Genomic DNA, 20,015 nt, shown 5'->3' on the forward strand with positions numbered 1-20,015 from the left:
GAACAGGCGGGCAGCCGGGATCGCGATGTTTGACCCGCCGGCCAGCCGGCGGCCGCTTCACTTGATGGGGTGCGGGCTTACGACGGGCGGTTTGCCCTTCCACAGCGTCCAGCCGAGATTCATGCCGGCGGCGGCGATCAGGATGGCGGTGGCGCCGACGATCTGGCTCAGATGCAGCCGATGGCCGAAGGCCACGACATCGACCAGAATGGCGACGACGGGATAGATGAAGGACAGCGATCCCTGCAGATGCGTCGGCAGCTTCTGGATGGCGCCGTACATCAGTATGTACATCAGGCCGGTATGGACGATGCCGAGCGTCGCCAGCATGGCCCAGCTCCAGGCATCGGCCGGAAGCTGGGAAAGATTGGCGAAAGGTGCCAGCATGACGACGCCGACGCAGACCTGGATCAGCGCGATGAGGTGCGGCGGCGTGCCCTTGAGCTTCTTGGTAACGATGGCGGCAACGGCCCAGAAGAAGGCCGCGCCCAGCGCCATGACGATGCCGGTAAAATAATCCGTGCCGGCCATGCCGGCATTGGGGCCGGCATCGGGGGCCGACTGCACGATCAGCACCATGCCGGCGAAGGCGATGGCCAGCCAGGTCAGCCTGGTCAGGGTCAGGCGTTCGGCGAAGAAGAGCGCACCGAAGCCGACCAGCATGAAGGGCTGCGTGTTGTACACAGCGGTGGCGATCGAAATCGAGGCGCGCGAGAAAGCGCTGAACAGCAGCAGCCAGTTGACGACGATGGCGACGCCGCCGAGCGCGGCGATGCCGATGATGCGCAGCGACAGCCTGTTGCGCAGCAAGCCCAGCGCGGTGCAGATGATGAGCAGCGTCAGCGCGCCGAAAGCGCAACGCCAGAACACCACATCCATGATCGGCTGGCCGGACAGGACGACGAACCATCCGATCGTTCCCAGGATCGCCATCGCGGCGGACATTTCGACCGTGCCACGCGCTGTCTCGTTCACAACAAACCTCCGCATCAGTTGGGCCAGCATAATCTCATGCGGTCGCGAAGCTTTCCATCGGACGAGAAAGGAGATATGGGTAAATTACCTAATTATATTAGGCCATGGTTCCAAATCATCGAGAAATGTAAGATGCTGGACGATCTCGACCGAAATCTCCTTGAAATCCTGGTCAAGGATGCGCGGACCTCGCTGAAGGAACTGGCCGCCCAAGTCGGGCTGTCGTCGCCAAGCGTTTCGGAGCGGCTTCGACGGCTCGAGGAGCGCGGCGTCATCCGGGCGTTCACCGTCGAGATCGATCCGCTGGCGCTCGGCTATACCTTGCAGGCCATAGTGCGCATCCGGCCGCTGCCAGGCAAGCTGCACATCGTCCAGAAGCTGATCGAGGAGATTCCCGAATTCGGCGAATGCGACAAGGTGACGGGCGATGATTGTTTCGTCGCCCGTCTGTTCGTGCGTTCGATAGGCGATCTCGACGGGATTCTCGACCGTATCGCCGACAAGGCCGAGACAAGCACCGCCATTATCAAGGCGCAGCCGATCCGTCGCCGGCCGCCGCCGCTCGACGCAGCATCGCCTCGTGATAGGGCACAAGCCTTGCAGGCGTCCTGAGCCGGACCGGCCACGCCCTGGTTTCAGAGGGCTGATCGCAGCGGGTGGAAAGCCGGCAGCCGGTGGGCCGGATGTGCGGCCGCCACGCTCATATTTGCTGTCGCTCCCCCCGACATTCTGGGCTATTCAAACGTCGACACGCTTTCCTTTCGGACCAGTCCCCTCCCATGTCAGGCCTGCTTCTCGATCCGTGGTTCTACGCGGCTGCCATTCCGGCGGTCATTCTAGTCGGCCTGTCCAAGGGCGGCTTTGGCGGCGCAGTCGGCTTTGTCGGCGTGCCGCTGATGGCGCTGACCATGCCGCCGGTGCAGGCGGCGGCCATCCTGTTGCCGATCCTGTGCGTGATGGACATCGTCTCGGTGTGGGCATGGTGGAGCGTCTATGACCGCAAGATGCTGGTCGACATGATGCCGGGCGCCGTCATCGGCATCGGCCTTGGCTGGCTGACGGCGGCACTGGTGACCGAAGAGGCCGTGCGGCTGATCGTAGGCGCCGTCGCCATCATTTTCGTCCTGCGCTGGCTCTATCTGCAGTTCCGCCACGGCCCCGACCACGCTGCCGCGCCCAACCGCGTCGCCGCCGCCGTCTGGGGCACGGTTGCCGGCTTCACCAGCTTCGTCGCCCATGTCGGCGGCCCGCCCTTCCAGGTCTATGCCTTGCCGATCCGGCTCGATCCGAAAGTTCTGTCGGGCACCGCCGCGATCTTCTTTGCCGCCACCAATGCGCTGAAGCTGGTGCCCTATTTCGCACTCGGCCAGTTCGACACCGCCAATCTGACGGCATCGGCGGTTCTGATGCCGCTGGCGCCTCTGTCGACCATCGCCGGAGCGTGGCTGGTGCGCCGCATGCGGCCGGAAACATTCTATCCCTTCACCTACGCAACGGTCGCAGTCGTGGCGCTGAAGCTGCTTTGGGATGGCATCGCTGGCCTGATGTAGAAAAGGCCGCCGCGCAGCCTTTCTCTCACCATCAGGAGTCACGCGGGGCTTGGCACGAGGCGACGGCTGCCACCAAAGGCCAGCGCGGCGCCCACCACAACGACCAGCACCATGCCGGCGAGGATGCCGATGTCATGCACGGTCGGCTTGAGCACCATATCAGCGATGATCACCAGCATCACCGCATAGTCGAAGCGTGCCGCGCTCATCATGCGCTCACCGATGGCAAGAACGGCCGGTGTGACGCCCTCCTTGGCGATCATCGCGCCCATGCGCTCGCCGGTCGGCTTGAAGATCAACATGCCGATCGAAAAGGTCGTGGCGTAGCCGGTCAGGCCGATCAGGATCCACAGATCGGAGAAGCCAACCCAGAACCAGCACATGATGAGGCCGAAAATCAGCGTCAGCATCGACATCGGTGCAAAAAACCTGCCGCCCAGTTGGCCGCTGGCGCGCATCGCCTGCAGCTTGTCCTCGATGTTGCCCGCCCGCTCGGCAAGCACGCCGAGCAGGAACAGCACGAAGCCGCCACCAACCCAGAGAATGGCCGAGATGACGTGGAGGAATTTAACAATCGAGTACCAGTCCATGATTTGCTCCTGCAGTGTTCCGGTCAGGTTTGCGACGGCTCGGATTTGCACCGGCCGTCGGAGGAGCGGGCCTTTAGCGCGGCGCGTGTTTCGGAACGATGTCGCGAGAAAACCAGCTCTGTTTCAGCGCAATGAAGAAGCGGCTGAGATACTGAGCTATCTGATTTCCTGCTAATATACGAATCGTCGGGAGGGGGTTGGCGCGACATCGTCCGGAAACATAGCCGATGCTAGTGCGCTAACGCCGGGAGCCCGGCGGCGACAGCAGTCGCCTGACGATCAACCCATTCCCGCAACCGGGAAAAGGCACTTCGAGGGGACATTATGCAAGGGGTAGCACGGAATTTCTTCACGCTGGCCATCATCTATGCGTTGTGCGGCATGGCGCTCGGCATCCACATGGCGATCAGCGAAGACCATGGCCAGATGCCAACCCACGCCCACACGATGGTCGCCGGGTGGCTGATGTCAGCGGTCTTCGCGTTCTTCTACCATCTGTTTCCGGCCGTCGGGCAGAAGGTCCTGGCCAAGGTTCATTTCTGGCTGACTGCCATCAGCGGCATCGGGCTCATGATCGGCCTCTACATTCTGCTCGCCGGCAATCCGGGGATAGAACCGCTGCTCGGGATTTCCTCGATAGGGTTCTATGCGGGCATGCTGCTGTTTGCCTTCATCGCTTTGCCGGCGGTCTGGAAGACGGCCTGAGCTAAACCAGAGGCAGTGAGGCTGTACTGTTACGGCACAGGATGGCGACGTTCGGTCAAAAACATCCGCGCCGTTAAGGCTTCATTAAGCTTTACAGGTGTTTACTATGTTCATCCAGTGATCTGGATTCTTACCGAGTGGTTGGAGCCACTTTGTTTGACGCCTCCCTGTTAAACTCCTGAGAGCCGCCTTATCCGCGGCTCTTTTTTTGTCCGCATTTCAGAAGCGCCCGACGTCGGCTCGCCGTTAACCTTCTGTTAAACATGTGCTTGCCTTCACCGGTGACGAAGCGCATTTTCAAGCTTCAGTCAGATAGGGTTCCGGGTGTATCGGCAGGGAGCCGAATCAGCCGGTTGCAAGTGCAGGGGCGTATCAATGAACGAGCCTTCGAAGGGCAGTGCGAAAACCGTCAAACTGGCGGAGCGCCGGGTTTTCTCGCAATCCTTCAAGCCGCTTTATCAGGAAGGCATGGGCCTGGTCGAACAGGCGGCGGAATATCTCGACGGCAAGGGCCGGGCCGAGGCGAAGAAACTGTCCAGGCTGGCGGCCACGCTCTATGCCGCCGAATCGATGCGGCTGACCACCAGGCTGATGCAGGTTGCCTCCTGGCTGCTTTTGCAGCGCGCCGCGAATTCCGGCGAGATGACCCGCGACCAGGTCGCGTCGGAAAAGTCCAAGGTGCGTCTCGACACCGCTTCCGCCCATGACGAAGCCGCCGGCTGGGCCGAACTGCCCGAGGATTTCCTGGACCTCGTCACCCGCTCGCTGCGCCTGCAGGCACTGGTGCGCCGCATGGACGAGGAGATTTATGGCTCCGGCGCCGTGGTCGACATGCAACCGATGGCTCGCCGCTCCAATCCGGTTTCGGACCAGATCAGCCTGCTGAACACGGCTTTCGCCCGCGGTTAAACCTCGGTCACCCTTCTGTTTCTGGTTTGTTCACATTTCGCTGGCATCGCTGTCCGCCGGAGGTAAAGTTGGCGGATGGGGGAAGCGATTCGCATCATCGGTATTGATCCGGGGCTCAGGCGCACCGGCTGGGGCATCGTCGAAAGCCTCGGCAATTCGCTGCGCTTCATTGCGTCCGGCACCGTGAAGTCCGACGACAAGGCGGCACTGGCGACGCGGCTGTGCCAATTGCATGACGGGCTCGCCGAGATCCTGCACACCGCCATGCCGCAAGAGGCAGCCGTCGAGCAGACCTTCGTCAACAAGGACGCCGTGGCGACACTGAAGCTCGGCCAGGCACGCGGCATCGCCATGCTTGTGCCGGCGCGTGCGGGCCTCGTCGTTGCCGAATATGCGCCCAATGCAGTCAAGAAGGCGGTGATCGGCGTCGGCCATGGCGACAAGAAGCAGATCCACATGATGGTGAAAGTGCTGTTGCCGAAAGCCACTTTCGATACCGAACATGCCGCCGACGCGCTGGCCATCGCCATCTGCCATGCGCATCACCGGCAGAGCGTGGCCTACCGGATGGCAATGCTGGCGTGAGGGGTCATCAAGCATGATCGGCAAGCTCAAGGGCACGCTCGACGAGGTCGACGACGATCATTGCCTCGTCGATATCCATGGCGTCGGCTACGTCGCCTATTGCTCGGCGCGCACGCTGGCCGCGCTGCCTTCGCCCGGCGAAGCGGTGGTGCTGTTCATCGAGACCTATGTGCGCGAGGACATGCTGCGCCTCTACGGCTTCCAGTCGCAGCTCGAGCGCGAGTGGTTCCGGCTGCTGATGAACAATGTGCCGGGCGTTGGCGCCAAGGTGGCGCTGGCCATCCTGTCGACGCTGGCGCCGGCCGATCTCGCCAATGCCATTGCGCTACGCGACATCGCCATGGTTTCTCGCGCACCCGGCGTCGGCAAGAAGGTGGCCGAGCGCATCGTCACCGAGCTGAAGAACAAGGCGCCGGCCTATGCCGGCACTGCCTCGGGCACCATCGGCCTGAAGCAGGAGCTCGGCGACGGCGTGGCATCCGCGCCGATCACCGATGCCGTGTCGGCGCTGGTCAATCTCGGCTATTCGCGCGATACCGCCGCCAATGCGGTGGCGGCCGCGCTGAAGACGGCGGGCGAGGATGCCGATGCGCCGAAGCTGATCCGCTTTGGGCTGAAGGAACTGGCGCGGTGAACCCCTGCTTGTTCAGCACTCAACGCTGTGCAAGGAAGGCAACATGAGCCTGTCGCCTCGCCTTATTGCTCCCGAAAAACGCGGCGAGGATGCCGAGCAGACCTTGCGGCCGCAGACACTCGACGATTTCGTCGGCCAGGCCGCGGTGCGGGCCAACCTCAAAGTGTTCATCGAGGCGGCCAAGGGCCGTAACGAGGCGCTCGACCATGTGCTGTTCGTCGGGCCGCCGGGCCTCGGCAAGACGACGCTGGCGCAGATCATGGCGCGCGAGCTCGGCGTCAATTTCCGCTCGACCTCCGGCCCAGTCATCGCCAAGGCCGGCGATCTCGCCGCGCTGCTGACCAATCTCGAGGAAGGCGATGTGCTGTTCATCGACGAGATCCACCGGCTGAGCCCGGCGGTGGAGGAAATCCTCTATCCGGCGATGGAGGATTTCCAGCTCGACCTGATCATCGGCGAGGGACCGGCGGCGCGCTCGGTCAAGATCGACCTCGCCCGTTTCACTCTTGTCGCCGCCACCACGCGGCTTGGTCTGCTCACCAACCCGCTGCGCGACCGTTTCGGCATTCCCGTGCGGCTCAATTTCTACACCGTCGAGGAGCTGGAGCTGATCGTGCGGCGCGGCGCGCGCATCCTGCAAATGCCGCTCGGCGACGATGGCGCACTGGAGATCGCGCGCCGTGCGCGCGGCACGCCACGCATCGCCGGCCGGCTGCTACGCCGCGTGCGCGATTTCGCTTCGGTCGCCGGCGACGGCCATGTCGACCGCAAGATCGCCGACGAGGCGTTGACCCGGCTGGAGGTCGACGCGCTCGGCCTCGACGCGCTCGACCGACGGTATCTGTCGATGATCGCGCGCAATTTCGGCGGCGGGCCAGTCGGTATCGAGACGATCGCCGCCGGCTTGTCCGAGCCGCGCGACGCCATCGAGGACATCATCGAGCCCTATCTGATCCAGCAGGGCTTCATCCAGCGCACGCCGCGCGGCCGCATGCTGACGGCCAATGCCTGGCGCCATCTCGGCCTCGACGCGCCGAAGGATCTGGCGCAGCAGCAGATCAACCTGTTCCAGGAAGAGTAATTTTCAAGCGCGCCGCTACGTTGTCTCGGGCGAGCCTGGCTTTCAGCATTGCGCCGATGCGTTTGGAATGCTCCCGGAATCTTCTCGATCGATCTTGCCTGAACGGTCAACGCAGCCCGCGGATCACGTCCATTACGTCAGGCTCCGCCTTGTCGCCGTTGAAGGCATCGATGATGCCAAAAGCGCCGCCATAGCTCCACACCGACCAAGAGAAGCCGTGCGCCTCGGCGCGCGCGATCATGTCCCTGACATAGGCTGCCCGGAACTCGGCGGGCATCACATAGGCGTTGCCATATTCCTGGCGGATCATGCCGAACTCGCCCAGCGTGACGTTCTCAGGCTTGACACCGTTGGCCTTCGCCCACGCCTCGACCTTTTTGAACGGCGCATCCATCAAGCCGAGCAGCTTGTCGGGGCTGTCCATGCTGGCGGCCTGTTCGTCGAGATAGGCAAGCAGGCCGCTCTGCCGAGTCCACGGCGCCTCGGCCTTGATCCTGGCGCGGATGGTGTCGAGCGTCACCTCGAGCTGTGTCCGCGGCACCGCGGTCAGCGGATAGGGCAGGCCAGTCACATAGGGGATGAAGTCGCCGGCCCAGGTCGCGCCCTGATGAGTGAGCAGGAACGGATCGTAGGAATGGAAGGTCCAGATGACGTTGTCGTCCGGGATCGTCTTCGGGTCGATCTTCTCAAGCGAGCTCGCGGCGGAATAGCAGGCACCCGTCAGCACCAGGGTCAGTTTCGTCGCCGAGGACCGCGCCGCGGCGAACAGTTTGCGCTGGCGGTCCGGCCACAGGCTGGTGCCGTCGCTGTCGCAATCGACGATCGGTTCGTTCATCGGCTCGAAAGCGACTTGAGCCGGATCTTCGCCAGCCAGCGTGCGGGCTATCCTGCGCACCATCCCGACATAGAGATCGAAGGTCCGCGGGTCTTCCATCACTTGCGCCATGCCGATCTTGCGGCTGCCGCCGGCGGGGATCAGGTGCATGTCGACGATCACCTTCAGGCCGGCGCGGTTGATCATGCGCACCGAATCCAGCACGCTGGCATAGAGGTCGTCCCGCAACGCCACGGTCTGGCCGGACAGGAAAGGCGACGGGTCGACCGGCATGCGCAGGAAATCGAAGCCCGCGTCCTTCAGTGCCTTGAGATCGTTCTCCCCAAGGAATTTCCGCCATTCCGGATAGGGCAGGATGGCCTTGGCGTCGCTCCACTGGTCCTCGCCCGGCCACGTAACCCACTGGTCGAGGTTGAGGCCGCGCTTCATCAAGAAGGTTGCCGCGTGGCTGGGCCACGCCAACGCCGCGAGCACAAGCAGCGCCGCCGTCAAGGTCTTGATCATCGCCGTCAACAGTGCCATCCGATGTTATGTCACGCGGGGAACAGGTGCCTCGCCGGGGCTGAAAAAGGAAGCGCAATGGGCGATCATGGTGAATCGGCGACGCTGCTGGCCGGACTTTCCGGCGCGCTGACCGCGTTCGGCCACCGGCTGATGGCGCGGGTCTATTACGCCGACACCGATTTCTCCGGCGTCGTCTACCATGCACGCTATCTCGAATTCTTCGAACGCGGCCGCTCCGACTATCTGAGACTGACCGGCGTGCACCACACCGAGCTTGCCGACGGCAAGCATGGCGAAAGAATAGTCTGGGTGGTGCGGCGCATGGAGATCGACTTTCGCGGCCCGGCCCGCATCGACGACATCCTGACGGTCGACACACGCACCGAGGACATTTCCGGGGCGCGCATCTTCATGGCGCAGCAGCTTAAGCGCGGCGAAGAGGTGCTGGTCGAGGCCAGGGTCGAGGCGGCGATCATCGGCGAGAATGGCCGCCCAAGGCGCTTTCCCAGGGAATGGGTGGCCGCATTCATGCCCAAGGCCTTACCCGCGGCCGATTAGCCCCATTGCGATCAACGGCGACGGCTTGCGCATTGTTCACTGGGCGTGGCAATGCGCCGCGCCTTATATACTAACCCATCCTTAACCATAACGGTTCATGAAGAGATTGGTGAAGATTGGCGTTATCGGAGCGCCTTCCTTTCACCAATATTTGCCCTGAAAAGGCCGAGAACGGCACGGTTTGGGGTTGTTCCGGTAGCTTCGTGCGAACCGACCACAAGGGATGCCAGGGGCCAGCCGCCAGCTTCGCCCGGAAAATCTTAAGGACGTAACGATGGAAAATATCGCACTCGCCGACCCGGGCGCGCAATTGTCGGTTTGGTCGCTGTTCATTTCGGCCAGCTGGGTGGTCAAGCTGGTCATGATCGGCTTGCTCTGCGCCTCGGTCTGGACCTGGGCGATCATCGTCGACAAGCTGGTTTCCTACGCCCGCATGCGGCTGGCGCTCAACCGGTTCGAGCAGGTGTTCTGGTCGGGGCAGTCGCTGGAGGAGCTTTACCGCACGCTCGCCGACCGCAAGACCACCGGCATGGGCGCAATTTTCGTGGCTGCGATGCGCGAGTGGAAGAAGAGCTTCGAGAAGGGCGCGAAAACGCCACTCGGCCTGCAGACCCGCATCGACAAGGCGATGGACCTGGCGCTGACCCGCGAAATGGAGAAGCTGGAGGGCCGCCTCGGCTTCCTCGCCACCACCGGCTCGGCCGCACCCTTCATCGGCCTTTTCGGCACAGTCATCGGCATCATGACGTCGTTCCAGGCGATCGCCGGCTCCAAGAACACCAGTCTCGCGGTGGTTGCGCCCGGCATCGCCGAAGCGCTGCTGGCGACGGCCATCGGCCTGCTCGCCGCCATTCCCGCCGTCATCGCCTACAACAAGCTGTCGTCCGACGCGAGCAAGATAGCCGTGCGCATGGAAGGGTTCTCGGACGAGTTCTCCGCCATACTCTCGCGCCAAATCGATGAAAAAGTGGCCCCCAAGGCCTGAGGAGTAGCAGATGGGTATGTCCATGGGCATGGGAGGACGCGGCGCGCGCGGCCACAGGCGGCGCGGCCGTCACCATGCACTGATGTCCGAGATCAACGTCACGCCGATGGTCGACGTGATGCTGGTGCTGCTGATCATCTTCATGGTCGCGGCGCCGATGCTGACGGTCGGCGTGCCGATCGACCTGCCGGATACGCAGGCCAAGGCGATGAATGCCGACACGCAGCCAATCACCGTCTCGATCAACGCCGCCGGCCAAATCTATCTGCAGGAAACCGAGATCCCGATCGAGGAGTTGGTGGCCAAGCTGCAGGCAATCTCGAAGACCGGCTATGAGGAGCGCATCTTCATCCGTGGCGACAAGTCCACCGACTATGGCACGGCGATGAAGGTGATGGCCCGCATTTCGGCCGCCGGCTACAAGAACATCGGCCTGGTTTCACTGCAGGAACAGGATCAGTAGACAAGAAGATGAAGACCGGCCTCACCACATCGGTGATCTTGCATGCGGCGGCGCTGACCTTCGGCCTGTTCACGCTGACGGCGCCGGCCGCGCTTCCGTCCTCCGACGTCGAGTCGGTCGCGGTCGACATCGTGCCGATGGAAGCCATTGCGCAAACGTTGCAGGGCGACAAGAAGGCCGTGATGCATGAAAAGCCGGCACCTGTGCCGACGCAGCGCCCGGACATCGTGCCGGATGCGCAGAAGGTCGGCGAGAACAGCGTCGATACCGACAAGCCGATAACGCCGGAAGCCAAGCCGAAGCCCGTCGACATGACCTCGGCTCCCCCGCCCGCGCCGACCCCGATCGAGAAGCCGAAGCCCGAGGACGTGCCGAAGCCGCAGGAAAAGCCCAAGCCTATTCCGGCAACCGAAGTGGCGCCGGCGCCGACGCCCAAGGAAGAGGTCAAGCCCGAGCCGGTCAAGCAGGCAGACCCCAAGCCGACACCGGCCAAGCCGGCGCCGACCCCGCCGCCGCAAGACAAGACCGCGGCCATCGATCCGACGCCCGAGGTCAAGCCTGACGCCGTCGCCGAAGCCATAGCGCAGGAGCCGCCTGCCGAGGCGACGCAGCTGCCCGACTCGGCGCCCGCGCCGGAAGCCCGGCCGAAGCCGCAGCCGGCGCAAGCCGAAAGCGCCAAGGCGCCGGAGCGCAAGGATGCCGACAAGCCGGTCAAGGAGGCGACGTCGAAGCCTAAGTCCGACGACAAGCAATTCAACGCCGACGAGATCTCAGCTCTCCTTGACAAGCAGAAGCCATCCGGCGGCGGCGCCAAGCGCTCGACCCAGCAGGCGTCGCTCGGCGGCGACAAGGACCAGGGTCAGAAGCTTTCCAGGTCCGAAATGGGCGCCCTGGAAAGCCAGCTTGGCGGCTGCTGGACCCTTCCTGTCGGCCTTGAAGGTTCCGAGAACTTCGTCGTCGTGGTGCGGTTCAACCTGGATGCCTCCGGCAAGCTGGCCGGGCGCCCGGCGGTCGAGAAGTCGAGCGGAAGCCGCCAGTTCGACGAGAGTGCCGTTCGCGCGGTGCAAAAATGCGATGTCACCGGCCTGCAGGTTCCGGCCGGCAAGCAGGACATCTGGGCCGACGTCCGCGTCACCTTCGATCCAAGGGAGATGCTCGGCCTCTAACGCCTGAGTGTCCGAAAATCAGTATGAGAAGCGAGAAGACATGAAATCAATCCTCAAGCCGCTCCTGATGGTCGCAGCAATGGCGACGGGCATGACCGCGGTCAGCACGTTGCCGGCGCTGGCGCTCGTCGAGCTCAACGTCAACAAGGGCAATGTCGAGCCGCTGCCGATCGCCATCACGGATTTCCAGGGCGGCGACGCGCTTGGGGCGCAGATTTCGCAGATCATCACCGCCGACCTGAAGCGTTCGGGCCTGTTCGCGCCGATCGACAAGAGCGCCTTCATCGAGAAAATCACCAACCCCGATGCAGCGCCCCGTTTCGACGACTGGAAGGTGATCAACGCGCAGGCGCTGGTCACCGGTAGCGTCAGCAAGGAAGCCGACGGCCGCATCCGCGCCCAGTACCGGTTGTGGGATACCTTTGCCGGCCAGCAGATGTCCGGCGAGCAGTTCTTCGCCAACGACGCCAATCAGCGGCGCGTCGCCCACATCATCGCCGACGCGATCTATGAGCGGCTGACCGGCGAGAAGGGTTATTTCGACACCCGCGTCGTCTTCATCGACGAATCCGGCGCCAAGAACGCGCGAAAGAAGCGCCTCGCCATCATGGACCAGGACGGCGCCAACGTCCGCTATCTCTCGGACGGCAGGTCGATCGTGCTGACGCCGCGTTTCTCGCCGAACCGGCAGGAAATCACCTATATGTCCTACGAAAGCGGTCAACCGCGGGTCTACCTGCTGCAGATCGAGACCGGGCAGCGCGAACTGGTCGGCAATTTCCCCGGCATGACCTTTGCGCCGCGCTTTTCGCCCGACGGCCAGAAGGTGATCATGAGCCTGCTGCGCGACGACGGCAATTCCAACATCTTCGCCATGGATTTGCGCAGCCGCTCGACGACGCGGCTGACCAATTCGACCGCCATCGACACCTCGCCCTCCTATTCGCCCGACGGCAGCAAGGTGGTGTTCACCTCCGACCGTGGCGGCCGTGCGCAGATCTACGTGATGGGCGCCGACGGCTCGGGTCAGACCCGCATCTCCTTCGGCGACGGCGTCTATTCGACGCCGGTATGGTCGCCGCGCGGCGACCTCATCGCCTTCACCAAGCAGACCGGCGGCGAATTCCAGATCGGCGTCATGAAGACCGACGGCTCGGGCGAGCGCATCCTCTCCTCCGGCTTCCAGCAGGAGGGGCCGACCTGGGCGCCAAACGGCCGCGTGCTGATGTTCTTCCGCGATTCGGCAGGGGGGCCAAAGCTGGTTTCCGTCGATCTTACCGGCCGCAACGAGCAATCGATCCCGACCGCGAATTTCGCTTCGGACCCGGCCTGGTCGCCGCTGCTGGAATAGGTTCGGCTGAATTGCCACACATGCTGAAAAGGGGCCGTTTCGGCCCCTTTTCCATGCCTTGGTCGCGTTTTGGCCGTATTTACGCCTAGGGTCCGCGTGAAATGTGGCTTCAGGCCAAACGGCTGCGGACGGGCAGCCTAAACCAAATTTTAACCGTGTTTCTTGAATGCCGGTTAACCCAAACGTGGTTACTGGGTGATCAACGAAATCACTCGAATACGATCACTCGAAATGCGAAGGAGAGGCGGCATGGGCCGTATCGCAGCACTTACCAGAAACCCGGTCATGATCGCGCTGGTGGCGATGCTCGCCATCGCCGGTTGCGCCTCGAAGAAGACGCCGAACAACGCGGCCGATCTTGGCCTTAACGGCGCGGGTGCTGCAACACCCGGATCGGCGCAGGACTTCACCGTCAACATCGGCGACCGCATCTTCTTCGATACGGACTCGACCTCGATCCGTGCCGACGCGCAGACGACCCTGGCTCGCCAGGCTCAGTGGCTGAACCAGTACAAGCAGTATGCCATCGTCATCGAAGGCCATGCCGACGAACGTGGCACACGTGAGTACAATCTGGCGCTCGGCGCCCGCCGTGCCGCCGCCACCCGCGACTTCCTCGTCGCCAAGGGTGTCTCGGCCAGCCGTCTCAAGACCATTTCCTACGGCAAGGAACGTCCGGTCGCGGTGTGCGACGACATCTCCTGCTGGTCGCAGAACCGCCGTGCGGTCACCACGCTCAGCGGCGCTGGTTCCTGAGGCATCGCGCAGCCGACCGGCGCGTCAAAAGAACGCGCGGCGGTGTAGCGGTAAAAATGCAACATACCTATGCGAAAGGCGGCCCTGGGGCCGCCTTTTTCATATCCGGATGCCCGAAACAAAATTTGGCCGAAGTCTCGGCTCCTGCTATGAGCCGAGGGCGCTTGGCTGGTCCCATTCTGATTGGAAGGCGCGAACAAGCTAACGAAATCACGGCGAGAGGCACATGCATTTGAGATCGGTTCTGAGCGGCACGCTTGCGCTGCTGCTCCTATCAGGCGTCACCGCCTTGGCTAGCGGCTTGGAGGCGAGCGGCACAGGGCAATCAACCGACAGCGGCTTTTCCTTCCATCTGCCCAGCATCGAACTGCCCAGCCTTTTCGGCCAGAAGAAGAAGCCGGATCAGGTCCAGATAGTGCAGTCCGATCCTGCCGCCGTCACCAGCCTCGAAGAGCAGCTGCGGCAGATGAACGGCAAGATCGAGGAACTCAATTTCCAGGTCCTGCAGATGCAGGAGCAGATCCGCAAGCAGCAGGAAGATAATGAATTCCGCTTCCAGCAGCTTGAAGGCGGCGGCACGCAAGGCGGACAGCCGCCAGCACAGAAGAAATCGGATGCCACAACCGGCACCGACACCGACGTGGCTGCGGCCCCGGCAACACAGGCGCCGGCCGATGCCGGCGCCGCACCCGGCACCGATCAGGCAGCAGGCGGCAAGACGGTCCAGGACGTCATTGTCGAATCGCCCGAAGGCGACCCTGGCAAGGTTATTCCCGGTACGGGAGCGCCGGAAAAGACATTTGGAACCATCACCGTCGACAAGAACGGCAATGTCATCGATGCCGGCGGCAACACCCAGGCGACCGCGCCGGCGCAGGACACCGCGCCAGCCACCGGTGCGCCGGCCAAGGCCGGCAAATCCGACACGGTGATCGCGGCATTGCCCGCCACCAACGACCCGGAGGAACTCTACCGCAATTCCTACCAGTTCATCCTCTCGGGCGACTACGGCACCGCCGAGCAGGGCTTTCGCGACCACATCGCCCGCTTCCCCAAGGACGCGAAGGCGGCGGACGCGCATTACTGGCTGGGCGAGTCGCTGCTTGGCCAGCAGAAATACCGCGACGCCGCCGAGACTTTCCTTGCCGCCAGCAAGGACTATCCCAAGGCCAAGAAGGCGCCCGACATGTTGCTGAAGCTCGGCGTGTCGCTGGTCGGCCTCAAGCAGCATGACGTTGCCTGCGCCACCTTCAGCGAGGTCGGCAAGCGCTACCCTGATATTTCCAGTGCCCTCAAGGAACGCGTCAAGCAGGAGAAGGCTCTGGCCGCGTGCTGATCCTTCTGATGCATGTCGTTGTCCCAAGACCGGGGCCACTTTTGGGCGACACGCATTGATGCTCGACATCGAGCCTAATCTTTCGACCAGCCTTTTTTCGCATATCGATTTTACCAGCGGCGCTGTTGCGGCCGTATCCGGCGGCAGCGACTCGACCGCCCTGCTCCTTCTTCTCAAACACCATCTCGACCGCACGGCGCCGGCAACGAAGCTGCTGGCGGTGACGATCGACCACGGTTTGCGACCCGGTTCGGCAGCGGAAGCGCAAGCGGTGGCGAAGCTGTGCGCCACATATGCAATTTCACACCGCATCCTGGCATGGTCGGGCCCCAAGCCGTCGACCGGCCTGCCCGCCGCCGCGCGAGAGGCGCGCTACCGGCTGTTGGCCGAGGCGGCACAAGCGGAAGGCATCGGCCTGATCCTCACCGGCCATACCGCCGACGACCAGGCGGAGACCGTGCTGATGCGGCACGCGCGGGATGGTGGCCGAGAGTTTGTCGAAATGGCAGGCCGGGGACTTGCCGGCATGGCGCCGGCCACCTTGTATGACTGGCGCGGCTGGATCGTGCGGCCGCTTCTCGGCATGCGGCGCACGGGGTTGCGCGATGTCCTGCGCCGTCAAAATGTCGGCTGGGCCGACGACCCGACCAATGCCGACGAGGCTTTCGAGCGGCCGCGCATGCGGGCAGCCCTTGCCGAGGGCAACGGTGCGCGGCGCATCGACGATGCACTGGCGCTGGCCGCGCATGAGGGCCGTGCGCGCAGTCAACTCGGTCTCACCGCCGCAAGCTTGATCGGCGATTTCGCAACCCAGCCGGCCGGCGGGCTCATTCGTCTCGATCCGGGCTTGCTGAGCGCCGGTGACGCGCAGGCGGCCGTCTACGCGTTGCGCATCCTGCTGGCCACGACCGGCGGGATTGCCTTCCTGCCGGATCAGGCCCGCAGCGAGGCGCTGTTCGGCCGGCTGAAGGCCGGATTTCTTTGCGCCACATTGTCGCGGGCGGTTGTCGATTCCCGGCGCGCCGGCATCTTCCTGCGCCGCGAGGCGCGAAGCTTGCCCGCCGCCATCACTGCCACCGGCGACACTCTCTGGGACGGCCGCCGCCGCATCACATTGAACGACAGCAGCGGCGGATTGTTGATCGCCCCGTTCGGGACAGCGGCGAAGCGACTGGCGATGGGCGAAGGAAAAACCCCGCCGAGCCTGATGCGCGCCGCGCTCGCCGCCGAGCCGGCGTTGTGGCAAGCCGGTGAATGCCTTGGTTTGCCTGGACATGGAGGGGTGTCCGCGATGGTTGAGGTGCGGCCGGTCGTTGCGCCCTTTGCCCGCTTCCTGCCGTCCTTCGATCTGGCGCCGGCGCGGGCCGTCGCCGACCTGATTGGTGCGGCCCCGGTGTCGCCCTTGCCTTTCAGCGGCCACAGTGCCGGTTGATGGTTGCGCGAAAGCTTAACCCAGACGTGCTGTTATGCTTGGCAAGGGGAGGCGCTCTCCCTATGTTAGGCGCAAGTTTCCTCTCATGACGCGTGTCCGCCTTGCGGACGCCAACGGGACAATTGATGAATCCGAACTATCGCAACCTCGCGCTCTGGGCGATCATAGCGGTCCTGCTCATTGCCCTGTTCAATCTGTTCCAGACGCCGCAGACGCGAGGGGCTTCCAGCGATGTGCCATATTCGCAGTTCCTGCAGGACGTCGCGGCGGGCCGGGTCAAGACGGTGACCATCGCAGGCGCTCGCATCAGCGGCACCTACACCGACAATGCCAGCGGCTTCCAGACCTATTCGCCCGGCGATCCGTCGCTGGTCTCGCGGCTGCAGGACAAGAACGTCACCATCAACGCGCGGCCTGAAACAGACGGTTCCAATTCGCTGTTCGGCTATCTGATCTCGTGGCTGCCGATGATCCTCATCCTCGGCGTCTGGATATTCTTCATGCGCCAGATGCAGTCCGGCTCCGGGCGCGCCATGGGTTTCGGCAAGTCCAAGGCCAAGCTGCTCACCGAAGCGCATGGCCGCGTCACCTTCCAGGACGTTGCCGGCGTCGACGAAGCCAAGGAAGATCTGGAAGAGATCGTCGAGTTCCTGCGCGATCCGCAGAAGTTCCAGCGGCTCGGCGGCAAGATCCCGCGCGGCGTGCTGCTTGTTGGCCCTCCGGGAACCGGCAAGACGCTGCTCGCCCGTTCGGTTGCCGGCGAAGCCAATGTGCCGTTCTTCACCATTTCCGGTTCGGACTTCGTCGAGATGTTCGTGGGCGTCGGCGCCAGCCGCGTCCGCGACATGTTTGACCAGGCCAAGAAGAACGCGCCCTGCATTATCTTCATCGACGAAATCGATGCTGTCGGCCGTCATCGCGGCGCCGGCCTCGGCGGCGGCAATGACGAACGCGAGCAGACGCTGAACCAGTTGCTGGTCGAGATGGACGGCTTCGAGTCCAACGAAAGCATCATCCTGATTGCTGCCACCAACCGGCCCGACGTGCTCGATCCGGCATTGCTCAGGCCAGGCCGCTTCGACCGCCAGGTTGTGGTGCCGAACCCCGATATCGTCGGCCGCGAGAAGATCCTCAAGGTGCATGTGCGCAACGTGCCGCTGGCGCCCAATGTCGACCTCAAGGTGATCGCGCGCGGTACGCCGGGCTTCTCCGGCGCCGACTTGATGAACCTCGTCAACGAATCCGCGCTTATGGCGGCACGCCGCAACAAGCGTCTCGTCACCATGGCTGAATTCGAGGACGCCAAGGACAAGATCATGATGGGGGCCGAGCGTCGTTCGTCGGCCATGACGCAGGCCGAGAAGGAGCTCACCGCCTACCACGAGGCCGGCCACGCCATCCTCGCGCTCAACGTGCCGTCGGCCGATCCGCTGCACAAGGCCACCATCATCCCGCGCGGCCGCGCGCTCGGCATGGTCATGCAGTTGCCCGAAGGCGACCGCTATTCGATGAGCTACAAATACATGATCTCGCGGCTCGCCATCATGATGGGCGGTCGTGTCGCCGAGGAGTTCAAGTTCGGCAAGGAGAATATCACCTCCGGCGCCTCTTCCGACATCGAGCAGGCGACCAAGCTGGCCCGCGCCATGGTTACGCGCTGGGGTTTTTCCGACAAGCTCGGCCATGTCGCTTACGGCGACAACCAGGAGGAAGTGTTCCTCGGCCATTCGGTGGCGCGCACGCAGAACGTCTCGGAAGAGACGGCGCAGATCATCGATGCCGAAGTGCGTCGTCTGATCGACGAGGCCTATTCGTCGGCGAAGTCCATCCTGACCAAGAAGAAGAAGGAATGGATCGCGCTGGCGCAGGGCCTGCTGGAGTACGAGACGCTGTCCGGCGAGGAGATCAAGCAGCTGATCGCCGGCCACAAGCCCGCGCGCGACCTTGGCGACGACACGCCGCCGAGCCGTGGCTCGGCCGTGCCGAAGTCCGGCGGCCGGCGCAAGAAGGGTCCAGAGCCCGAAGGCGGCATGGAGCCGCAGCCGTCGAGCTGAGTTCGACCAAGCAGGTTGATTTAGAAACGCCGCGGCATGTCCGCGGCGTTTTTGTTTGGCGTCTGCAAAAGATTGTTTTGCGATTGGCGAAAGCCGGCGTGGCAGCCAATCTCCCGCCGTGTGGGGGAGATGTCCGGCAGGACAGAGGGGGCGCTGTCCCGCCGACAAATCGAGTTTAGGCCTTCCGGCGGCGGACGATCCCTCTTGCCGTTCGATTCCTTGAGCCACCCTCTCCCAGCTGTCGTGAATGCAAGGAAACCAGACTAATTAGAGCAAGGCCGCGATCCTTCGCGCCCCCCTCTGCCCTGCCGGGCATCCCCCACGTGGGGGGAGATCAGCAGTGTCGCCGGCAGCGCCTGCAGGGCTTCCGTCGTGGCAACAAAAAGCCCGCGAGCCTTGCGGGTCGCGGGCCTTTTCTTGTTCAGATGTTGTTGTCGTTCAGCTCTTCAGCTTGGCGTTGCACAGGCTGTAGAAGCCGCCGCCCTTCTGGATCCATTTCAGGCCGCCAAGCGCGTTGGCGTCCTTGAGGGCATAGTACTGGTCGAGGCAAGTATGCATGCGGCCTTTTCCGGGGGTCTCGCTGGCATATTTCGGCGAGATCGCGGACGGGAAAGTGACTCCCTTGGGCGCAGCCGTCGTCGGCTTCGCCGGCTCCTTGGTGTAGTTTGCCTCGTCGGCGGCCGGCACGGTGTCGTCATCGGATGCGCTGGCGCCGCATTCGTTCTTGCGGAAGTCGTTCCACTTCATGCCCTTCAGCGTGTTGGCCGTCTTGGCAGCCTGATATTTGGTGCTGCATTCGGCCATGCTCAGACCCTTGGCGGCATTATCGGCGGGAGCCGCGGCAGCCTTGGTGGTTGCCGGCTTTGCGGTGGCTGCGGCGGATGCACCGGCGGCGCATTCGGTCTTGCGGAAGTCGTTCCACTTCATGCCGTTCAGCGTCCCGGCAGCCTTCGCCGCCTGGTACTTGGTGCTGCATTCCTTCGCCGTCAGGCCCTTGGCCTGGCTGTTGTCCGCAGCAGCGGCTGGCTTGGCCGGTTTCGTTTCGGCAGCCTTCTTGGTCTCGGCAGCCTTCTTGGTGTCGGCGGCTTTCTTAGTGTCGGCTGGCTTGGTGTCGGTCGTGGCTGCGGCGTCGGTGCCGCACTGGGCCTTGCGGAACTGGTTCCAGGTCGCCCCGGCGAGTGTCCCCGCATCCTTGGCGGCGTTGTACTTCGTGCTGCATTCGGCCATCGTCAGTGCGTTGGCAGGCGCAACTAGGAACAAGGTCGCGACGGCGAGGCCGGTCAAAGTGGCAAGTCGGTGGATGAGCATAGCGTTTCTCCGTTGCAGCAGCCCATGATACGTCCCTGCGAATCAATAACGCTCAACGGTCGGTTGCGCCAGATACTAAGTGGCATATATATCGCCGAAAGCCGACTTCTCCCGATAAGGTGATGAAATCGTTGCCCGTTGTCGGATTCAGAGCAAGACTTTCCAGGTGCTTCTGCGCTGAAAGGCTCGCACGAATGGTGTATTGCAATATGGCAGTCGCGGTGTGTTAGGTTGCAGG

20 protein-coding genes are annotated in these 20,015 nt (G+C 63.5%); 16 read left to right on the forward strand and 4 right to left on the reverse strand.

The genetic code is table 11. From position 1 onward, the window contains the following. Window positions 1-57: 57 nt before the first annotated feature. Window positions 58-975 (reverse strand): DMT family transporter, encoded by a 918-nt coding sequence (locus tag ASD12_RS13695; RefSeq protein WP_056586883.1) that lies wholly within the window; start codon window positions 973-975, stop codon window positions 58-60. A 132-nt stretch (window positions 976-1,107) separates the two neighbouring features. Here ASD12_RS13695 and ASD12_RS13700 point away from each other — a divergent pair, with 132 nt between their 5' ends. Next, entirely contained in the window at window positions 1,108-1,587 is a 480-nt protein-coding gene (locus ASD12_RS13700; RefSeq protein WP_056586442.1) for an Lrp/AsnC family transcriptional regulator, read from the forward strand. A gap of 167 nt (window positions 1,588-1,754) precedes the next feature. Continuing rightward, window positions 1,755-2,525, forward strand: a complete 771-nt coding sequence (locus ASD12_RS13705; RefSeq protein WP_056586445.1) for a sulfite exporter TauE/SafE family protein — start codon at window positions 1,755-1,757, stop codon at window positions 2,523-2,525. 38 nt (window positions 2,526-2,563) lie between these two features. On the opposite strand, the gene ASD12_RS13710 is transcribed toward ASD12_RS13705, so the two are convergent. Beyond that, window positions 2,564-3,115 carry a DUF2269 family protein gene (locus tag ASD12_RS13710; RefSeq protein ID WP_056586448.1) on the reverse strand — a complete coding sequence of 184 codons (552 nt, stop codon included), beginning with the start codon at window positions 3,113-3,115 and terminating at the stop codon, window positions 2,564-2,566. A gap of 324 nt (window positions 3,116-3,439) precedes the next feature. On the opposite strand from ASD12_RS13710, the gene ASD12_RS13715 reads away from it, so the two are divergent. From ASD12_RS13715 to ruvB, 5 genes are all read left to right on the forward strand, one after another. Then, window positions 3,440-3,820, forward strand: coding sequence for a hypothetical protein (locus tag ASD12_RS13715; RefSeq protein WP_056586451.1), 381 nt, complete (start codon window positions 3,440-3,442; stop codon window positions 3,818-3,820). A gap of 375 nt (window positions 3,821-4,195) precedes the next feature. Further along, a complete protein-coding gene (locus ASD12_RS13720) occupies window positions 4,196-4,729 on the forward strand; it encodes a DUF1465 family protein (RefSeq protein WP_056586454.1) in 534 nt (177 codons plus the stop codon). A gap of 75 nt (window positions 4,730-4,804) precedes the next feature. After that, a complete protein-coding gene (gene ruvC, locus ASD12_RS13725) occupies window positions 4,805-5,314 on the forward strand; it encodes a crossover junction endodeoxyribonuclease RuvC (RefSeq protein WP_056586457.1) in 510 nt (169 codons plus the stop codon). Window positions 5,315-5,327: 13 nt separating this feature from the next. Beyond that, on the forward strand, window positions 5,328-5,948 hold the full coding sequence (gene ruvA, locus ASD12_RS13730; RefSeq protein WP_056586460.1) for a Holliday junction branch migration protein RuvA: 621 nt from the start codon (window positions 5,328-5,330) through the stop codon (window positions 5,946-5,948). 43 nt (window positions 5,949-5,991) lie between these two features. After that, on the forward strand, window positions 5,992-7,029 hold the full coding sequence (ruvB, locus tag ASD12_RS13735) for a Holliday junction branch migration DNA helicase RuvB (RefSeq protein ID WP_056586463.1): 1,038 nt from the start codon (window positions 5,992-5,994) through the stop codon (window positions 7,027-7,029). 106 nt (window positions 7,030-7,135) lie between these two features. Here ruvB and ASD12_RS13740 read toward each other — a convergent pair whose 3' ends face one another. Next, the gene (locus tag ASD12_RS13740; protein ID WP_056586466.1) at window positions 7,136-8,386 is read right to left on the reverse strand and encodes a cellulase family glycosylhydrolase; all 1,251 of its coding nucleotides are present in this window, start codon (window positions 8,384-8,386) and stop codon (window positions 7,136-7,138) included. 57 nt (window positions 8,387-8,443) lie between these two features. Between ASD12_RS13740 and ybgC the strand changes: the two genes are divergently transcribed. The 9 genes from ybgC to ftsH all read left to right on the forward strand — a co-directional run bounded on the left by ybgC (window position 8,444) and on the right by ftsH (window position 18,469). Beyond that, entirely contained in the window at window positions 8,444-8,926 is a 483-nt protein-coding gene (gene ybgC / locus ASD12_RS13745; RefSeq protein WP_056586469.1) for a tol-pal system-associated acyl-CoA thioesterase, read from the forward strand. A gap of 274 nt (window positions 8,927-9,200) precedes the next feature. After that, window positions 9,201-9,911, forward strand: coding sequence for a protein TolQ (tolQ, locus tag ASD12_RS13750; protein ID WP_056586472.1), 711 nt, complete (start codon window positions 9,201-9,203; stop codon window positions 9,909-9,911). Between the two features lie 10 nt (window positions 9,912-9,921). Beyond that, window positions 9,922-10,374, forward strand: coding sequence for a protein TolR (tolR, locus tag ASD12_RS13755; protein ID WP_056586475.1), 453 nt, complete (start codon window positions 9,922-9,924; stop codon window positions 10,372-10,374). An 8-nt stretch (window positions 10,375-10,382) separates the two neighbouring features. Next, entirely contained in the window at window positions 10,383-11,540 is a 1,158-nt protein-coding gene (locus ASD12_RS13760; RefSeq protein WP_056586478.1) for a TonB family protein, read from the forward strand. Window positions 11,541-11,580: 40 nt separating this feature from the next. After that, on the forward strand, window positions 11,581-12,891 hold the full coding sequence (gene tolB, locus ASD12_RS13765; RefSeq protein WP_056586481.1) for a Tol-Pal system beta propeller repeat protein TolB: 1,311 nt from the start codon (window positions 11,581-11,583) through the stop codon (window positions 12,889-12,891). A gap of 249 nt (window positions 12,892-13,140) precedes the next feature. Beyond that, window positions 13,141-13,647 carry a peptidoglycan-associated lipoprotein Pal gene (pal, locus tag ASD12_RS13770; RefSeq protein WP_056586484.1) on the forward strand — a complete coding sequence of 169 codons (507 nt, stop codon included), beginning with the start codon at window positions 13,141-13,143 and terminating at the stop codon, window positions 13,645-13,647. 226 nt (window positions 13,648-13,873) lie between these two features. Further along, window positions 13,874-14,983 (forward strand): tol-pal system protein YbgF, encoded by a 1,110-nt coding sequence (gene ybgF, locus ASD12_RS13775; protein ID WP_056586487.1) that lies wholly within the window; start codon window positions 13,874-13,876, stop codon window positions 14,981-14,983. Between the two features lie 58 nt (window positions 14,984-15,041). Then, window positions 15,042-16,415 (forward strand): tRNA lysidine(34) synthetase TilS, encoded by a 1,374-nt coding sequence (tilS, locus tag ASD12_RS13780; RefSeq protein WP_056586491.1) that lies wholly within the window; start codon window positions 15,042-15,044, stop codon window positions 16,413-16,415. Between the two features lie 125 nt (window positions 16,416-16,540). Further along, window positions 16,541-18,469: an ATP-dependent zinc metalloprotease FtsH gene (gene ftsH / locus ASD12_RS13785; protein WP_023811859.1), complete on the forward strand. Its 1,929-nt coding sequence runs from the start codon at window positions 16,541-16,543 to the stop codon at window positions 18,467-18,469. 438 nt (window positions 18,470-18,907) lie between these two features. Here ftsH and ASD12_RS13790 read toward each other — a convergent pair whose 3' ends face one another. Further along, complete coding sequence (locus tag ASD12_RS13790) at window positions 18,908-19,777, reverse strand: hypothetical protein (RefSeq protein WP_056586496.1); 870 nt, start codon at window positions 19,775-19,777, stop codon at window positions 18,908-18,910. Between the last annotated feature and the right edge of the window lie 238 nt (window positions 19,778-20,015).

It is taken from the genome of Mesorhizobium sp. Root102, from assembly GCF_001425625.1.
Lineage (GTDB): Bacteria > Pseudomonadota > Alphaproteobacteria > Rhizobiales > Rhizobiaceae > Mesorhizobium.

Bases quoted from the DNA above. Each gene is read 5' to 3' on its own strand.
- ruvA (WP_056586460.1), top strand. From the start codon at position 5,328: ATGATCGGCAAGCTCAAGGGCACGCTCGACGAGGTCGACGACGATCAT.
- tolR (WP_056586475.1), top strand. From the start codon at position 9,922: ATGGGTATGTCCATGGGCATGGGAGGACGCGGCGCGCGCGGCCACAGG.
- tolB (WP_056586481.1), top strand. From the start codon at position 11,581: ATGAAATCAATCCTCAAGCCGCTCCTGATGGTCGCAGCAATGGCGACG.
- ASD12_RS13790 (WP_056586496.1), bottom strand. From the start codon at position 19,777: ATGCTCATCCACCGACTTGCCACTTTGACCGGCCTCGCCGTCGCGACC.
- ASD12_RS13740 (WP_056586466.1), bottom strand. From the start codon at position 8,386: ATGGCACTGTTGACGGCGATGATCAAGACCTTGACGGCGGCGCTGCTT.
- ASD12_RS13705 (WP_056586445.1), top strand. From the start codon at position 1,755: ATGTCAGGCCTGCTTCTCGATCCGTGGTTCTACGCGGCTGCCATTCCG.
- ASD12_RS13720 (WP_056586454.1), top strand. From the start codon at position 4,196: ATGAACGAGCCTTCGAAGGGCAGTGCGAAAACCGTCAAACTGGCGGAG.
- pal (WP_056586484.1), top strand. From the start codon at position 13,141: ATGGGCCGTATCGCAGCACTTACCAGAAACCCGGTCATGATCGCGCTG.
- ybgC (WP_056586469.1), top strand. From the start codon at position 8,444: ATGGGCGATCATGGTGAATCGGCGACGCTGCTGGCCGGACTTTCCGGC.
- ybgF (WP_056586487.1), top strand. From the start codon at position 13,874: ATGCATTTGAGATCGGTTCTGAGCGGCACGCTTGCGCTGCTGCTCCTA.
- ftsH (WP_023811859.1), top strand. From the start codon at position 16,541: ATGAATCCGAACTATCGCAACCTCGCGCTCTGGGCGATCATAGCGGTC.
- ASD12_RS13760 (WP_056586478.1), top strand. From the start codon at position 10,383: ATGAAGACCGGCCTCACCACATCGGTGATCTTGCATGCGGCGGCGCTG.
- tilS (WP_056586491.1), top strand. From the start codon at position 15,042: ATGCTCGACATCGAGCCTAATCTTTCGACCAGCCTTTTTTCGCATATC.
- ASD12_RS13710 (WP_056586448.1), bottom strand. From the start codon at position 3,115: ATGGACTGGTACTCGATTGTTAAATTCCTCCACGTCATCTCGGCCATT.
- ASD12_RS13715 (WP_056586451.1), top strand. From the start codon at position 3,440: ATGCAAGGGGTAGCACGGAATTTCTTCACGCTGGCCATCATCTATGCG.
- ruvC (WP_056586457.1), top strand. From the start codon at position 4,805: ATGGGGGAAGCGATTCGCATCATCGGTATTGATCCGGGGCTCAGGCGC.
- ruvB (WP_056586463.1), top strand. From the start codon at position 5,992: ATGAGCCTGTCGCCTCGCCTTATTGCTCCCGAAAAACGCGGCGAGGAT.
- tolQ (WP_056586472.1), top strand. From the start codon at position 9,201: ATGGAAAATATCGCACTCGCCGACCCGGGCGCGCAATTGTCGGTTTGG.
- ASD12_RS13700 (WP_056586442.1), top strand. From the start codon at position 1,108: ATGCTGGACGATCTCGACCGAAATCTCCTTGAAATCCTGGTCAAGGAT.